This window comes from Bacillus sp. AR8-1 (assembly GCF_008042345.1).
In the GTDB taxonomy this organism is placed as follows: domain Bacteria; phylum Bacillota; class Bacilli; order Bacillales; family Bacillaceae_G; genus Bacillus_A; species Bacillus_A cereus.
On record NZ_QNUB01000021.1, the window covers coordinates 159,983 to 176,585 of the forward strand.

Sequence of the window (16,603 nt, forward strand, 5' to 3'; positions counted from 1 at the left end):
CTCGAACTCTTTTTTAAGATTTTTCTCCGATCGTTACAAACTGAACTGATACTTTCTCTTTAAAACCTTCAATTAGCTTTCTTACTTTTACTTTTTCATTAATTAATGTATTATCTGTCGACATTTTAGGTTTTTCATCACCTAACGACTTTTTTAAATGTAGAAGTTGCATATTCGTTTCATTCGCTTTTATTTCTTTATACACACTATTTTTCGCCACAATGATATACCATAGTGCTCCATAGTCACGTTTATTGCCAAGCCAAGCATCACTATCATATGCAACTGGTATCTCTTTTCCTTCTATTTTAATACTTTTAATATTCTTTTCTTCTTCATTTATATATAGTAGTGAGCTTTCTTTTGGAAAATTAGGTAACGTATCTACCAGTTTGGAAAGGGCTCCTTGGTCACGTTTACGAAAAATCTTTGCTTTAATCATCGCTTGTGCAGTAGATTCATTTAATATTAATACCTTTCCTTTTTCAAATTCCCCTGTTTTCACTGGGAAAATTTCATGTTCTTTCGTATTTTCCTTATAACGATTCATAATTGCTCCAGTATGATTCTCATCTCCAATGATTAATACACCGTTAGCTGGAAATAATTCTTCACTTTTAGCACATGCACTTAAACTAATTAAAATTAATATACATAATATGAAAATTGATAATGTTTTTTTCATTACAATTCCTTTCATAACTCATATTGTTTTTTTACATGCTTTTCTGCAATGTTACTTGCTGATGTTCTCTACTGTTCCATAGTTTTATAAAGCTTTTGTAGGTAACGCCAACGAGTGATAAAGAAGTATAAAACTTGTATACATATAAATGAAATTAAAATGGCGATAGAGCTATTTATGATAGAAAAGTCGACTAATTGTTGTAATGCCATATAAGCGACTACAGTATGAATCACTGCAACGACAATTGGTAAAAAGAACATTAATAATAACTGCCTCGTTACAACCTTTTTCAACTCACCTTTACTTAATCCCATTTTCGAAATCATTTTATATTGCTGTTGATCGCGATCTAAATCTGTATATAATCGGAAATAAATAAAACTAGCGGCGAATGTAAAGAAGACGATTCCGACTAAAATACTTACCATAAGTAATAAACCATTCTTTTGCTTTGCTTCCAACAAGTTTAATGTTAAAGCTTCAAAGTAGAAATCTCTGTCCCTAAGATCTTTATCAAATATACTCTTTAATTGATTGGAAATCTCTTTCGTTTTTATCCAATCATCTACAACAAATCCGTAAGTACGATATGAAATTTCTTCATTAACTGGGTCACTAGTAAGAGGCATTCCATCATATACTTGATCTTGAACAGCGATATAAATAGTTCTAGAATCATGTGGTAAAACTAAATTTGCTACAGCTTTTTTCACATGAAATGTCTTTGTCCAATCACCTTGAATGACTTCTATATCCTTTTTATACTCGCCATTTTTAAATTCTTGTTTTTGTGATACAACTCCAGGGATTAATAAAATTTCATCTTCTTTTTCAATGGTTTCTTGTTGATAGCCTAGTGCTTTAGCAAGATCGTTGTATTCACTTAACTTCATTACATTTACGCTATTTTCTGTGTATATATATGAAGATGAAGCCATTCGATACGGAATATTAGCATCAGAAAGGTGTTTTTTTATAATAGAAAGATTTTTATTCAATACTTTGTCATTTTCCAAACTTCCATACAAAAATGTATACGGATTTGTCATCCTTACCAAATCCCTATTTCCAATTGCGGCTGTTGTACCAATTGCTGTAAATGCAACTGCTGAAACAATAGATACTATAAAAAACATCGTTGCATTATCTTTCATACGGTAAATTAATTCTGAAAATGTTAATATATTTGTTCTCTTTAAAAAGAAAGATTCTCTCCTTTTAGCAAGGTGCAATATATAAACGCTACACTGAGTATATAAAAAGTACGTTCCTATAATTACTAGAAGCACACCTATTCCAAGCGTAATAAAATTGGTACTTGGTATAAAGCGAAATACTGAAAAATATCCATACCCTATACTAATTAAAGAAAGTATCGATAATAAAACTGAAGATTTCGGTTCAGGTTTTGGCTTTTCCTCTGCTCGAATAAGTTCCACAAGTTCCGTTACTTTTATCATTTTAAATGTAAATAATGAAACAATTAAAAACAAGAAAAGAAATGTAATAACTGTTAATAATACAGCTCGGACTGGTATATAAAAAGGTAAACCATTATTAATCATTAATACACTTGCACTTATCAATAAGACTAGTTTAGAAAATATGAGTCCAATGAAAATCCCTATACAAATTGAACCAAGTCCAATCAACATATTTTCAATTAATAATAATTTCTTAAGCTGTCTCATTGACATACCTTGCATCATTAAAATGCCAAATTCTTTCTTACGCGTCTTTAAAAACGAACTAACTGAATATAAAATAAAGAAAAATGAAAATACAAAAATCAATCCTTGCGAAACTGAAAATCCCAATGTACCAAATGCACTTATTGTTGCACTTGTCGATTTCAACTCACCTTGTAAATCAGGATGAAATAATAAAAGAGCATACGTAAAGAAAATCATAATAGAAAATGCACTACTTAAAAAATGGGCAGCATATGTACGCTTATTGCGAAAAATATTATTAAATGCGAACTGACGAAAAGTCATGCCTTTTTCCTCCTAACAAAGAAAGGACATCCATAATCTTTTGATAAAAAGTTTGCCTACTTTCACCACAATAAATTTCGTTATATAGTTGACCATCTTTAATAAAGATTACTCGGCTGCAAAAGCTCGCTGCATACGGATCATGTGTAACTAACATCATCGTTGCTTTTTCTTCTTTATTTAGAGTATCAAGCATCTCCATTACATCATTTGAAGATTTAGAGTCCAAGTTCCCTGTTGGTTCATCTGCAAGTAATAATTGCGGCTTATGAACGATCGCACGAGCGATTGCTGTTCTTTGAGCTTGTCCCCCTGATATTTCAAACGTTCTTTTACTCAATATATCAGTAATGTTTAACTTCTTTGCAATCTCTTCTACTCGTTTATTCATTTCTTGGACGGAAACACCATCTAAAGTCATCGGCAATACGATGTTTTCTTTTACAGTAAGTGTGCTAAGAAGATTAAATGATTGAAATACAAATCCTAATTGTTTTCTGCGGAATAACGCTAATTCTTCTGATGATAATTGAAAAGGATTTGTACCATTAATAAATATTTCTCCCGATGATGGAGAATCAATAGTAGATACCATATTTAATAACGTTGTTTTCCCACTACCTGACGGGCCCATAATTCCTACAAATTCACCTTCTTGAATTGATAAATCAATATCTACTAATGCTTTATAAGGTACTTTCCCTTTATATACTTTACTAATACTATTTGCCTGCAAAATTTCCATTTATATTCTCCCTTCATTTCCACTGCTCACTATAGAGTGTAAATGAATTGTCTTACAGCTCATATTGATTCACCTTTCATTTATCTTACACGCTTGTAAGATTTCTAAAAAAACTGATAACAAACCTATTTTCAAATCTATAAACAAAGCATATCTATCTTATAATATTTGCATATTGGTTAGAATTACAATGCTATTTTCTAATCTTTATTTTATTAATAAGAAAAGACCGATTTTTTATCGGTCTTTTTACTTTCAAATATTATATTTTAACTATTGTATGTAGTTGAAGCATATTTGAGTTACCCATTAAATACTATTTCACTTTATAATAACCTCTGCAAAAAAATGAGTGCTTCGGTTTCATTGCAATCAAAAACGAATTGTAAATATCTGAGGCGGAAATGAATGCGTTTATCCAACATATAAATAATAAAATTGATTTAATATTTCCTGATACAAAGAACGATATCATGGCAGGAACTACTGATAATACAATTATAGGCAAGCTCATAAAGACCCAAAATCTCGTTTTGGGTAAGACTGCATTTGTATTTAACCAAAAAAATCTTTTACTAAATGTTAAGCTAATATCCCCTTTTTTACTTATTACTAAAATGTGTAGACATTCGTGAATGATGAAGACTAAGATACCTATTATGATAAGATAAAATATATTAATATGAGTGAAACCTGTTTCAAAAAAATAAGGTATTATAAAAATGATTATCTGAAGTAAATATACAAACTTCATATAATGTTTTCGGTACCAATTATTCTGTATAAAAGGAGTCCATTCTGAAAAATCCATACTTATTTGTGGCAAGTGACGAAACCAAATTATAATATGTGTTCCCCTCCCTCATTTAAACTAATTCCTGGCTTATAGATTTAATCTACCTACTAGCACTCAACCGTAAGTTTTATATGTAGCTCTTTAATAGACTTACCAGCAATTTTTGTTGACTAAGACTAAATGCTTCTTTATACCGCCCACTTTTCTTTTCCCTTCCATTTTTTAAGTAATTGATTTGTAGAATGATTTGAGTAAGAAATTTGTATTATCATTGATACATAAATTCGACAAAATATTCCAATCACCTTTTCATAAATGATTTTCAACTGGATATCCCATGTACAGCTTGATTTCCCTATTTTGTTGAAAAGCAATTCCTTCAAGAAGTCATTACAATTGTACCTTTCTTATGTCAGCAAGTATAAAGTGAAACTTTAATCAGTGGGGGTTTTACTGCCCGGTAATGCGGGATAAAATGAATATAAAAAAGCTTAGAGTTTTAGCTCTAAGCTTTTTTATGATTTCGTTTTAATTCCTTTTACAGAGAAATATTTTTTATCCATTCAGATTTACTCAATACATAATGATTATATAGTTGATTTTCTATCTTCTGTTCACTCAAATAAGTAAACCCGCATTTTTTAATAACTTTATTTGATGGTGCATTGTTAATTAAAGCAATTGCGTTGAGGATCATTAAATTTGTTTCTTTAAACAAATAGTCAATTAAACCTTTAGTCGCTTTTGTAGCATAGCCATGATTTTGATGTTCATTTGAGATAGCATACATTATCTCTCTGTTTGGTGAAGGGAGTTCTTCTTTCATGCCTGTGCAGCACCATCCAATGCATTCATTTGTAGCTTTCTTAAATATTCCTAGCTTTAACATACGATTATCTATGTTATTCGTAGTTTTCACTGCCTCAAGAAATACTTTATTTGCTGGTATTTCATAATTTGCAATCCAATTCATCCTTTGTTCTTTTGTTGATTTCCAGTCTGGTAAAAACTTTTCTATTTCCGGTTGATTTGCTATTTTATAAATACTCTCTGCATCTTTGACCATAAACTCTTGCAAGTATATATCTCCACAATCTATTCTAAATAACTTAGTCAAACTCTCTTCTCCCATATTAATCCCCCTTACTTACGTTATAGCGCCTTAATCTGCTTCGTAAGTTCTATAAATCGTTCATCAAGTTCTTTATATTCTTTGTCGTTAGAAGTTAAAAAGCTTAATTTTCCTAATACTTCTTGTCTCTCTGTTTCTAACTTTAAACGTAGCTCTTCAATATCATCTCTTGTTTTAGTAGGTTCTTCTAGCTGCTTTTGTATCGTATTGTTTGAAAACACGAGTTTTGTGTTAGTTGTTTTCTCCAGAAAATATCGATCGTGAGATACAATTACTAATGTTCCGTTATACTCAGCTAATGTATTTTCAAGTTGTTCACGTGAAGGTAGATCCAAGTGATTCGTCGGTTCGTCTAAAATGAGTACATCTTTTTCATCTAAAATATAAGCCATTAGCTTACATTTTACTCTTTCTCCCATACTCATATGCTCAATCGGCTCTTTCCATTGAGACGCTTGGAATCCTAAATGTTTCATTAAATTTTGGACTTTTCCTCTTTCTTCAAACGTCTCTTTAAAAAATAAATTTTCCGGTGTTCTATCAAGCGGTAAATCAAAAACTTCTTGTGTTAAATAGCCTATGTTTGCAGATGGTGAAATCCATATTTCTCCTTCAGCAGTTTCCGTTCCCATAATCATCTTCAGTAATGTTGTTTTTCCACTACCGTTTGGTCCAACAATCGCAACTTTCTCACCGTGCTGAATTGTAAAATTAACGTTTTCAAATAATGCTTTCCCATGAAAGTCTTTTTTTAATTGCTTCACTTCTAAAAAGCGTTTTCCTACTTTTTTGTTCGCTTGAATAGAAAACTCAACTGAATATTCTTCTTTCACACGTTCTACTTTCGTTTTCTCCAGCTCTTTTTCGAGTCGTTTTCGTTTTGACTTCACTTGTGCATCCATTCGCTTCGCTTTTACACGATAGAATTCTTTCACACCTTCTTGTTTTGTAGACTGCGCGTGTGCCTTTTGTGACCATGAACTCAATTCTTTTATATGTGTTTCTACTTGTTCTATCTTTTTTTGCTGCTTTTCATATTCACGCTGCTGCGACTTCCTTCTTTGCTCACGTACTTTCATGTAGCTCGTATAATTACCACTATGCTCAATTAATTTTTTGTCCTCAATTGACCATATTTTTGTTGCGACAACATCTAAAAAATATCGGTCATGCGATACAACAATAACAGTACCTTTCATCTTTTTTATTTGTTTAATGAGAAATCCCGTACTGATCTCATCTAAATGATTTGTCGGTTCGTCTAATATTAAGACATTAGGATTTTCGGCAAATCCTTTTGCTAATCGAATTTTCAGCTTTTCACCACCACTTAAAGTATGAAAATCGTTCGTTGGCACGCCCCATTTCGCAAGAAGTTCTGCTTCTTGCGAAATCACATCATTACTAATAAAAGATTCTATTTCTTGCTCAACATATGCGGTTGTCATATTCATTTGCTGCCATTCAACAATCCCTTTTGAAGGCTCAATCTTTCCATTTATTAATTGAAGTAACGTTGATTTACCAGCACCATTTTTACCAATTAATCCGATAACATCCCCTTGTTTCACTGCTACATTCATTTTTTCTAACAAAGTATTTTCCATTATTTCAACGTAAACATCATTTAATTTTAAAATTTCTTTCATATTACCGATCCCTTTCATTAAGGGAGAACAAAAAAATCCTCCCAAAGTAATTTTGGCAGGATTAGTCGTTACATTATTTATACCCAAATAAGCTATTACGCAAATCAAATAGCAATACCGTTGTTTGGAATTGGGCAGACTAATCCTAATTTTTATAAATTGAAATTTATTTCATTTCAACATTTAAAAATAAGATTAGTTAATCATCGTCCACCCATCATTCCTTTCCGTCATTAATAACCATATTGTACCATACTAGTACTGTATGAGTAAATGCAATTATTTGTGCTGTTAAAAAGATTGCTTTCTTTTAGGCTTATTTATCATTTCTTAGCTTCATATTGAACAAGCACAAATTACATTGATTGTAATACGTCCTTTAGATTTCCCCAGTAGTAAACTTCTAAGCACTCTCTCTTATATAAATTTTATATAAAAACAAAATGTTATTCGTTACCCAATAACCACTTATTGTTTTTCGATAAATTTTTATTGATTATTCCCTTGTGATAAGCTATTATATCTTTACAGAAAATAATAATGTAAGGATTGAATTTATGGACAGGACATTAAAAATCACAAAGTTAAATATGTTTTTAAGGATTTTTCTCATCCCGATTATAGTAGGGATTATTGTTGGTATACTAACTAAATTGGGGCAAAGTATACTTCCTGGACACTGGAATTCATTAGCTAATCTAGGAAGCGTTTGGTTAGTTCCATCCTTTTTTGTGGCTAGCTTTAGTTATTCTAAGCGTTCAGCTATACTTTCTGGTATCCTTGCACTACTCGGTATGGTATTAGGCTACTATGGTTATGCAATAGTTATTAAAAATGTAGCTCACTCTATTTATTTTATATCTGTATGGATTGTATGTGCATGTATAGGAGGAACTATCTTTGGAATTGCAGGTTTTCTATGGAAAGATACTACAAATCCACTTCATAAATTCGGAAGCGCACTTTTAAGTGGAGTTTTTGTAACGGATGGACTTCACATTCTTTTAAATTTTGAACACTATAGTCACATGTTACCTGTTGGATATACCGAAGTCATAGTCGGGATTATCTTGATTCTTGTATTAGAACGCTCTAATGCTAATCGAATTTCTTCTTTCTTAATGATGGTTCCTATTACTATTTTAGGATTAATTGGATATAAATTATTAAGTTTGTTTGTTTAATTACAATACTGTATCATGAAAAAATAAAAGACTAATTCTATTATAATCCACAAAAAATATCACGAATTTGAACATTATACTTATTCATGTTAATACACTTATTCAAAGGATGGATACATAAAGCTACCTCTTTCAAAGGGATAGCTTTTTTCTTACAAAATCTATTTATCAATTTATTATTAAATCCTTCTAATTTAACAACCGTATTTATTAACGTGTCATTATACATACTAAGATGACCTTTTACTATTTCATATAATTGCTATAAAATAAGGCTAAAAAACCTATCTCCAAAGTTTTTTAGCCTAGATCACTTATCTACACATTAAAAAATTTAATTCGTACAACTGTACCTTTACTAACCTCTGAATTGATTTCTACACTATGTCCTAATTGTTTCGTAATTTCATATACAAGATATAGTCCCATCCCTGTTGATTCTTTAAAATCTCTACCATTTTCTCCTGTAAAGAAAGGTTTAAAGACTCTTGGTAAATCTTGCTTTGGTATTCCTACACCATTATCGATAATTTCAAGCACAACTGTATTACCTTCCTTACAAGCTTTCACTTTAATCTTTTCTCTACTACCTGATGAATACTTAATCGCATTCGATAGTATTTGTCCGATTAAAAATTGTAACCATTTCACATCACTTTCTACAGTAATATCCTTATCAATTTCAAGCTCTGGATATACAAAATTCCGGATAAAGAATCGTTTATGTTCATGTACCGAATCATTCACTATTTTATGTAGTTGTACCCTTTCTACATAAAAGTCTTGTGTAAACGCTTCTAAACGTGCGACATACAGAGCCATTTCTAATCCCTTTTTTAATCGATCAGTTTCCTCATTTATACTTTCAAAACGTGAATCTACTTCATCCTGTGTAATTAATTCTATTACAGATAAAGGTGTTTTCATTTGATGGATCCACTGATTCATAAAGGTTAAATGGTCATTATTTTTTCTCTCTTGCATTTGCAGCTGATTTTGATAATGTCTATATTGCACCTCAAGTAATTCTTGAAGAGCAGCCGATACAGCTGCAAAATCAGATTTTTGAACAGATTCATCCAAAGATTGCATGGGGTTTGCTAAGCGCTCATAAAAAGAACGATGTGTAAAATAACGAAACATTAAATAACTTCCCATAAAGAAAACACCTAGAAACATTGCATATAACGCCGTTGTAATATGATTATGCCCATCAAACCAATATACGAGAAATATAGCTAGTAGTTGAATTATGGTAAAGCAAATAAGTGGTATATGATCACGTATAAACAACCTTATCATTTTTCTATACCATTATCCCAAGTAATATGAAATCTATATCCAACACTACGAATTGTTTCAATCGCACCTTCTATATGCAACATTTGTAACTTTTTACGCACACGTGTTGTATTTACACTTAATGTATTATCATCAACATAAGATTCACTATCCCATAATTTATTAAGTAACACTTCTCTACTCACAACACGCGGATAATTTTTCATTAATGTCTCTAATAAAATAGCTTCGTTTCTCGTTATATCAATCTCGTCATTTCTAAGTTTCAATACAAGTCTTTCAGGATATAAACAAAGGCCATGTTGCTCAATCATTCGCTCTTCTAGTTTCGGTGCATAATCTCCATATGCACGTCTTAAATGACTACGAATTTTCGCCACTACAACTTCATAATGAAAAGGCTTCGGAATAAAATCATCGCCACCGTTTTCTAACGCCATAACTTGATCCATCGTGCCTTCACGGGCCGAAATGAATAGTATCGGACATGTTGAAACTCCGCGAATTTGACGACACCAAAAGTACCCATCAAAACTCGGTAAATTAATATCTAATAAAACTAACTCTGGTTGTTCTTCTAAAAAAATGTTTAATACATTTTGAAAGTCCGATACAATAACTCCTTGATAACCATATTTCGCAACATGTGTCGATAATAGTTCTGCAATTTTCATATCGTCTTCTACAATCATAATTTTGACCATTATTGAACTCCTTTTTAATCCGCAATCTCAAATATACTTATATAGAATAAATACTACCTCTTTTCACAAAATCCGTAAATTAAAAAAGGATGCTTTTATACAAAAGTATCCTTTTTCGTCCCTTATCTATTTAATATGAAATTTACTAAAAATAAATCCTAGTTTCTCCACATAATCCATTCCTAGTTCCATACGCGCTGTTTTCAGCGGATCCACAACTTGGCAAACTTTTAAATTACCTGCTGCCGATAATAAAAGCGTTGCATCAGCTTTAGACATTGCTAATTCTTCATGTAAAAATGTCACCATATTACGTACAGCACGATTTGCTGCATCATCTAACAATTTCTCTGAAGCAATCGTCATCATTTTTTCTTTTTGAATAGCCATTGGTAATGGCCATTGTTTTCCTTTTATAATTTGAACTGTTACCGTTACCTCACCAGCAACCTCTACACCACTAACACCAATTTCACCATCACCCATTGCTGCGTGTAAATCACCTAATGCTAATAGTGCTCCTGGGACATTAACTGGTAGTAGTAATATTGTTCCTTCTTTAATTTCTTTACAGTCCATATTCCCGCCGTGATCATGCGGTGTGCCACATGAAATGCTCTCTTCTTTCGGTGCAGTACCAATTACCCCAATCATTGGATTAATCGGGATTTGTAGTTCACTTGAAAACAAAACATATTCATTATGTATTGGGACAATTTTCACTGTATTTTCATTTAACTCATCACCCATTACACCAAGGTTTGCACCTGTAGTTAAAACGCCCTGCTCTGCAATTTCAATTTTTTCAATCGTTACGACTAATATATCGCCAGGTTCTGCTCCTTTAACATATACAGGTCCAGTCGCTGGATTAATTCGGTTCCAATCTAATTCTTGAAACACAACATCTTCAGAATCGATTTGATTTTCAAAGCAATCATATGTTTCAAATACAAGACTGCTCCCAATTTCTACTTCCATACACGGCTTATTTTCTGGTGACATTAAGTAAATGATATGGTCTTTATGAATTCGATACATAATACCTCTCCCTTTTATATTTATCTACTATTACTAATTAGCTTTTTTTATACAAGCTCCTCTTAAAATTAAATGTTATTTTTAAGTAAAAAAGCACGCAGATTGTTTTATAACATACACTCTTTACTATAACAGAAAGGTGGTATCACTATGCCCCTTATTCCATACAACGAAAGTGATGTTGATTTACTAGCTCGATTAATTCGTGCTGAAGCTGAAGGCGAAGGTCGCCAAGGTGAGGAGTTAGTTGGATGCGTTGTAGTAAACCGTGTATTTTGTGATTGCTTAGATTTTAAACAACTCCGTACCGTACGAGACGCTGTATATCAAAGCCCCGGCGGATTTGAAGCAGTACAATATGGATATTTTTATCAACGCGCTCGTGAATCAGAAAAAGAAATCGCACGAAAAGTTTTACAAGGTCAATGGCGCTGGCCTGCACGATGGGCTCTTTGGTATTTCCGTCCAGTTGGAGCTTGTCCGCCTGAATGGTATAATCAGCCATTTGTAGGACAGTTTAAAAGCCATTGTTTTTATGAACCAAGTGGTGATGAATGTCCGAAAATGTATTCACGATAGTAAAATTTGCAACGCAAGTACTTAGAAATTTTGGTACTTGCGTTGCTTTTAACTGTGTTTTAGAAATCTAATAATGTGATAAATTTTTCTATGCCTACTACATGTATTAATAATGGTATACGAGGACCATTTGATTGATTCATAATGAGCTTATATATAATAGTGAATAATTGTTTTTGATTTTCTTTCATTATTTTTTTATTTTCATGATGACAAATCGCATATAATTGCTCCATTAAGTTAGAGTAATCTTTATTAGAACGAAGTATTTTACAAACTTCTACTAGCCATTCTTTCTGCCTTTCATCTAATGTGTAGTAAAACTCTGCATTTTTCTCCTCATTTACCGCGATTAATTTTTCAGATTGAAAGTTTCTTATCCAATACTCTGCGCGATTACTTATCGCTCTCATTTCATCTAATGCATAGCTCCTATCTATTTTCTTTAATATCCTCTGTAAAATAGTTGAATCAAAATTTAATAATGGTAACGTTCCTGCTACTTGATTAAATTTCGGATATTCTTTAAACTCACTATCAACTCTAGAGATTTTAATTGCATCAAATAAATCTTCATTTTTGAGCGTTTTATTTTCATAACTATCTTTCAATCGCTCATACTCTGTATAATTACGAATCACATCTTCATCCAACCCAATATGAAAAGCAGCGCCTGGTTTGTATTTTGCAAACATAAAGAGAATTACTTCTGGTATATACACTTTCAATAAATCGCTTGGTGTAATACTATTCCCTGAAGAACTAGACATTTTTTCATGATTCCCTTTAATACCAATGAAATCGTAAGCAACGTAATGAGGCGCTTCACAATTGAATATTTTCCTTGCAATTTCTTTTGATACATTATAACTACCCGTTTCTGATGAATGATCTCTACCGCCCGGTTCAAAAATAACATCCTCTATCATCCATCTCATCGGCCAATCGATTTTCCAGTTTAGTTTCATTTTATTTGTATTTAATACGGATAACTCTTTTTCATTTCCGCATTCACATTCATACCGCACTGTTTTTAATACTTCATTAAAATGTGTAATAGTTGTTGTATCTTTTCCGCACCTCTCACAATATAATGTAGCTGGATAAAAGCTCTCTCGCTCTTCTTCACTACACTCTCCAGTTTTAAAACCCATTAAAATATCATATATTTCTTTTCGTTTATACAAGGCCTCTAATATATTTTCGTTATATCTTCCGCTTCTATATTCATCATGTTGATAAATAAATTCTACTTCAATTCCAAATGCTTGAAGCGATTTTTCAAACTCTTTTTCAAAATGCTCCGCATACGAGTTATGACATCCATACGGATCTGGAATATCACAGTATGGCATACCAATATACTTTGCAAAAGATGGATCAATATTTTTTGGAACTTTTCTAAACCTATCATAATCATCCCACGAAAATATAAAACGAGTCTTTTTCCCTAAATCTTGAAGTGCTCTTACTACGAAATAAGTCGTTACGATTTCACGAAAGTTCCCAATATGAACAGAACCTGACGGACTAATTCCAGATGCACAAACAAACATTTCTTTATTTGGATGTTTCCTAATTAATTCATGTGCTACTTCATACGCCCAATGCATATATTACTCACCTCAATTATTTTTTGTTTCTCATTTCCAGTTTTATGCAACAAAAAAACTCCCACCCCCAAGATTATTCATCTTGAGGACGAGAGTTGTTAGCTTCGCGGTACCACCTCAGTTTGTTAATATGTCACCATATTAACCTCTTCAGGTACGGCAAAATATGCTTATACCCTATCTCTATAACGGGAGAACCCGTCGCACCATCCCTAAATAAATTAGTTCCTTGCGCAGCTCCAAGTCTTTTTTCATTAAGATGTATACCGCTCTTTCTCAGCTACCAGAGCTCTCTGTACGTATTCTTTCTTAACTACTCTTCTCTTCTATGCCTTAAATATTAGTTTTTTAATATGATAATTTATAACACTTTTATTGTCAAACTTTTCCGAATCGAAATCGTAAAATTATCTAAAAAAATTCTTTATCGCTTCTAATTGAATTTTGTGGCTACACTCATCACAACAATATGCCCCTTTTGGTTTCTCTTTAAATCGCTTATATTTTTCACTACCTTCGTAAACACGAAATATATTCTTACAAGAAAAGCAAACAATCTCATAAAACATCATATGCATTTTCCCCTCCGTGTTTATAAACCTTTTAATCACTTGAGAAGATTAGTTTTCTAGAGCACAAATCATAATATCCTCTGACTAAAAGGTTTACCTCTATTCTTATCGAATTATATTAATATCTTATAACGCGAGGTGAACATCTTGTTCAGTAATATAGACTTAGCTTTAAATGTTAAAGCAAGTTTAGCTGAAGGACCATGTTGGAATGAAAAAAAGCAACTTTTATATTGGGTTGATATTATGGAGAAAAAATTATGCATATATAATCCTACTACCAATACGAACCGAGTAATCGCTCTCAATCAACAAATTGGCTGTGTTGTTCCATATTTAGAGGACATATTACTCTTAGCTATGGAAAACGGCTTTTATTCTATTAATTTAAATACAGAAAAACTGACACATATTTTTGACCCCGAACCTCATTTAATAGAAAATCGTTTTAATGATGGAAAATGTGATCCAGCTGGTCGTTTCTGGGCAGGTACTACAGATACATACGGTATGAATGCTGCAGGTTCCTTATATTGTTTACATAATAATTTGAGTGTAGAGAAAAAAGTTTCACATGTAAATACTTCAAACGGAATCGCTTGGTCACCTGATCATACATCCCTTTACTTTATAGATACACCTACTAAAAAAGTGGTTCGCTATCAATATAATATACGTACTGGAGACATTCATAATCCAAGTGATGTAATCATTTTCTCTGAAAATGATGGTCTACCTGATGGTATGACAATTGACGAAGAAGGTTGTTTATGGATTGCACATTGGGGAGGTTCAAAAATAACTAGATGGAATCCCTCTACTGGAGAACAAATATTAAGTATTCCAATTCCTGCGTTATATGTAACATCATGTACATTTGGTGGACCTAACTTAACTGATTTATATGTTACAACAGCCAGAACAAGAATGACGGATGACGAATTAAAAGAGTATCCACATGCTGGTGGTATTTTTCGAATTCAAACAAATGTTAAAGGCTGCCCCACCTATTCATTTTGTAATAAAAATATTGGAGCTGAAACAATATGAACCGTATCGATTACATAAGACAAGAAGAAAAGAACTATCACGATCTTTGCTATGAACAATATAAACTATTTGAAACTGGATCTTGGCTTCACAAGCCGGTTAAAACAGTTATAGATTTAATGGACTACTTTGAAGAGAAAAACAAATTACAAGTGCTTGACCTTGGCTCTGGCGTCGGTAGAAATAGCATTCCAATTGCACAAAAGATTAAAAATGCTAGCGGAACTGTTACATGTGTTGATTTACTTAATTCCGCTTTAACAAAGCTACAAATTTATAGCAAAGAACATGACGTATTCGAGGTTATAAAAACAGAACAAGCAGCAATTGAAAACTATCATATTAGACCTAATACTTATGACTATATCGTTGCAGTATCAAGTTTAGAGCATGTTAAATCAGAAGAAGATTTAAAAAACGTGCTCCAATCTATGAAAAGAGGTACAAAAAACGGTGGTATTAATTGTTTAATTATTAACTCTAACATACAAGAAATTGATTTAAAAACGAATGAAGAATTAGAGGCTTTAATTGAAATTAATCTCCTAACTGAAGAAATGATACGCCTATTAAAAAGTATTTATAAAGGATGGAAAGAAGTAAAAGTTGAAATAAAAGAATTAGCTTATAATATAGTTCGTAATGAAAGACACATTCGATTAAAAACAAATGCCATTACATTTGTCATTCGGAAATAATACTATAAAAAGTAAGGATATTTCCTCATATATTCATAGGAATACCCTTACCTTTTATTTTCATAAAATTATTTTGTTATTAGTTTTCGCATCATTTAAAATATAATTTTCTTTCGACATACTACTCAGCTATTAATTGAATTCATTAACTGGAAGAAATATTCTGCTTCATGAGTCTCATTCAATTTATACCATGAATGAAGTGTATCCGGCGCAAATACATCTAATTTTTTCAGTACTTCCATGGCAAATTCTAGAGGCGCTACACCCGATGCAGTAATAAGGTTTCTACTAGACGCTACAGGTCCCACTTCATAAAAATTTTCTCCTTTATAAGTAGGACAAACCATTTTCATATACTCTAAACTATTACTTGTGTGATTTATAGAATCCAAGTAACCGTAATTTGCAAGACCTATAGTTGCACCGCAAATTGCTGCTACAATTGTACCAAGTTTTAAAGCTTCACCAACTGTTTTCAAAATAGGTTTATGTATTTCTTCACTCCAAGTATTCCCTCCAGGTAAAATTAATAAATCGTTACTCTCAAGGATACATTCATCTAGGGAAATATCCGGCTTTATATTCAAGCCCCCCATTGAAATAATCGTTTCTCTATTTATTCCAACTGTAACTACTTTAAAAGGCGCTACATCTTTTTTGAAATATCTCCCTGTATTAAGTTCAGCAATTAAATGTCCGTATTCCCAATCAGACATCGTGTCAAATACATATAGATAGGCTTTTCTTGTTTGCATTCAATAACACTCCATTCATATACTACACTCTTAATTAAAACAAGTGCTCTTTTCAGTTTAACATTTTATTCAATATTTATGGTTTAAAATTCCAA

At 32.0% G+C, this 16,603-nt stretch carries 16 protein-coding genes and 1 other annotated feature; of the genes, 4 read left to right on the forward strand and 12 right to left on the reverse strand.

Going from position 1 to position 16,603, the window contains the following annotated elements:
• Positions 1-13 precede the first annotated feature (13 nt).
• The 6 genes from DN400_RS17545 to abc-f all read right to left on the reverse strand — a co-directional run bounded on the left by DN400_RS17545 (position 14) and on the right by abc-f (position 7,007).
• A complete protein-coding gene (locus DN400_RS17545; RefSeq protein ID WP_002094033.1) occupies positions 14-685 on the reverse strand; it encodes a lipoprotein BA_5634 family protein in 672 nt (223 codons plus the stop codon).
• Positions 686-753: 68 nt separating this feature from the next.
• Positions 754-2,685 (reverse strand): ABC transporter permease, encoded by a 1,932-nt coding sequence (locus tag DN400_RS17550; RefSeq protein WP_065228879.1) that lies wholly within the window; start codon positions 2,683-2,685, stop codon positions 754-756.
• Complete coding sequence (locus tag DN400_RS17555) at positions 2,660-3,430, reverse strand: ABC transporter ATP-binding protein (protein ID WP_000404441.1); 771 nt, start codon at positions 3,428-3,430, stop codon at positions 2,660-2,662. Before DN400_RS17555 ends, DN400_RS17550 begins: the two co-directional genes overlap by 26 nt.
• Positions 3,431-3,746: 316 nt before the next feature.
• Positions 3,747-4,241: a DUF3267 domain-containing protein gene (locus DN400_RS17560; protein WP_080477915.1), complete on the reverse strand. Its 495-nt coding sequence runs from the start codon at positions 4,239-4,241 to the stop codon at positions 3,747-3,749.
• A gap of 523 nt (positions 4,242-4,764) precedes the next feature.
• Positions 4,765-5,358: a GNAT family N-acetyltransferase gene (locus tag DN400_RS17565; RefSeq protein ID WP_147801795.1), complete on the reverse strand. Its 594-nt coding sequence runs from the start codon at positions 5,356-5,358 to the stop codon at positions 4,765-4,767.
• 20 nt (positions 5,359-5,378) lie between these two features.
• Positions 5,379-7,007, reverse strand: a complete 1,629-nt coding sequence (gene abc-f, locus DN400_RS17570) for a ribosomal protection-like ABC-F family protein (protein WP_002152855.1) — start codon at positions 7,005-7,007, stop codon at positions 5,379-5,381.
• A gap of 557 nt (positions 7,008-7,564) precedes the next feature.
• Between abc-f and DN400_RS17575 the strand changes: the two genes are divergently transcribed.
• Positions 7,565-8,191, forward strand: coding sequence for a DUF6518 family protein (locus tag DN400_RS17575; protein ID WP_000376270.1), 627 nt, complete (start codon positions 7,565-7,567; stop codon positions 8,189-8,191).
• Positions 8,192-8,509: 318 nt separating this feature from the next.
• Here the strand turns inward: DN400_RS17575 and DN400_RS17585 are convergent, their stop codons facing one another.
• The 3 genes from DN400_RS17585 to DN400_RS17595 form a co-directional block, all read right to left on the reverse strand.
• The gene (locus DN400_RS17585; RefSeq protein WP_002094028.1) at positions 8,510-9,493 is read right to left on the reverse strand and encodes a sensor histidine kinase; all 984 of its coding nucleotides are present in this window, start codon (positions 9,491-9,493) and stop codon (positions 8,510-8,512) included.
• Entirely contained in the window at positions 9,490-10,197 is a 708-nt protein-coding gene (locus DN400_RS17590) for a response regulator transcription factor (RefSeq protein WP_000238993.1), read from the reverse strand. Before DN400_RS17590 ends, DN400_RS17585 begins: the two co-directional genes overlap by 4 nt.
• Before the next feature lie 126 nt (positions 10,198-10,323).
• Positions 10,324-11,238, reverse strand: coding sequence for an acetamidase/formamidase family protein (locus DN400_RS17595; protein ID WP_016512787.1), 915 nt, complete (start codon positions 11,236-11,238; stop codon positions 10,324-10,326).
• A 150-nt stretch (positions 11,239-11,388) separates the two neighbouring features.
• On the opposite strand from DN400_RS17595, the gene DN400_RS17600 reads away from it, so the two are divergent.
• Positions 11,389-11,817: a cell wall hydrolase gene (locus tag DN400_RS17600; protein WP_001128402.1), complete on the forward strand. Its 429-nt coding sequence runs from the start codon at positions 11,389-11,391 to the stop codon at positions 11,815-11,817.
• Positions 11,818-11,876: 59 nt separating this feature from the next.
• Here the strand turns inward: DN400_RS17600 and lysS are convergent, their stop codons facing one another.
• A complete protein-coding gene (gene lysS, locus DN400_RS17605) occupies positions 11,877-13,430 on the reverse strand; it encodes a lysine--tRNA ligase (RefSeq protein ID WP_098256093.1) in 1,554 nt (517 codons plus the stop codon).
• Between the two features lie 81 nt (positions 13,431-13,511).
• Positions 13,512-13,768, reverse strand: a binding site (T-box leader).
• 69 nt (positions 13,769-13,837) lie between these two features.
• Positions 13,838-14,008: a DUF2197 domain-containing protein gene (locus DN400_RS17610; protein WP_000551042.1), complete on the reverse strand. Its 171-nt coding sequence runs from the start codon at positions 14,006-14,008 to the stop codon at positions 13,838-13,840.
• A gap of 141 nt (positions 14,009-14,149) precedes the next feature.
• Here DN400_RS17610 and DN400_RS17615 point away from each other — a divergent pair, with 141 nt between their 5' ends.
• Both DN400_RS17615 and DN400_RS17620 read left to right on the forward strand, forming a co-directional pair.
• Positions 14,150-15,052, forward strand: coding sequence for an SMP-30/gluconolactonase/LRE family protein (locus DN400_RS17615; RefSeq protein WP_098256092.1), 903 nt, complete (start codon positions 14,150-14,152; stop codon positions 15,050-15,052).
• Positions 15,049-15,750, forward strand: coding sequence for a class I SAM-dependent methyltransferase (locus DN400_RS17620; protein ID WP_061660664.1), 702 nt, complete (start codon positions 15,049-15,051; stop codon positions 15,748-15,750). Before DN400_RS17615 ends, DN400_RS17620 begins: the two co-directional genes overlap by 4 nt.
• A 125-nt stretch (positions 15,751-15,875) precedes the next feature.
• On the opposite strand, the gene DN400_RS17625 is transcribed toward DN400_RS17620, so the two are convergent.
• A complete protein-coding gene (locus DN400_RS17625) occupies positions 15,876-16,508 on the reverse strand; it encodes a type 1 glutamine amidotransferase family protein (RefSeq protein ID WP_061660663.1) in 633 nt (210 codons plus the stop codon).
• Between the last annotated feature and the right edge of the window lie 95 nt (positions 16,509-16,603).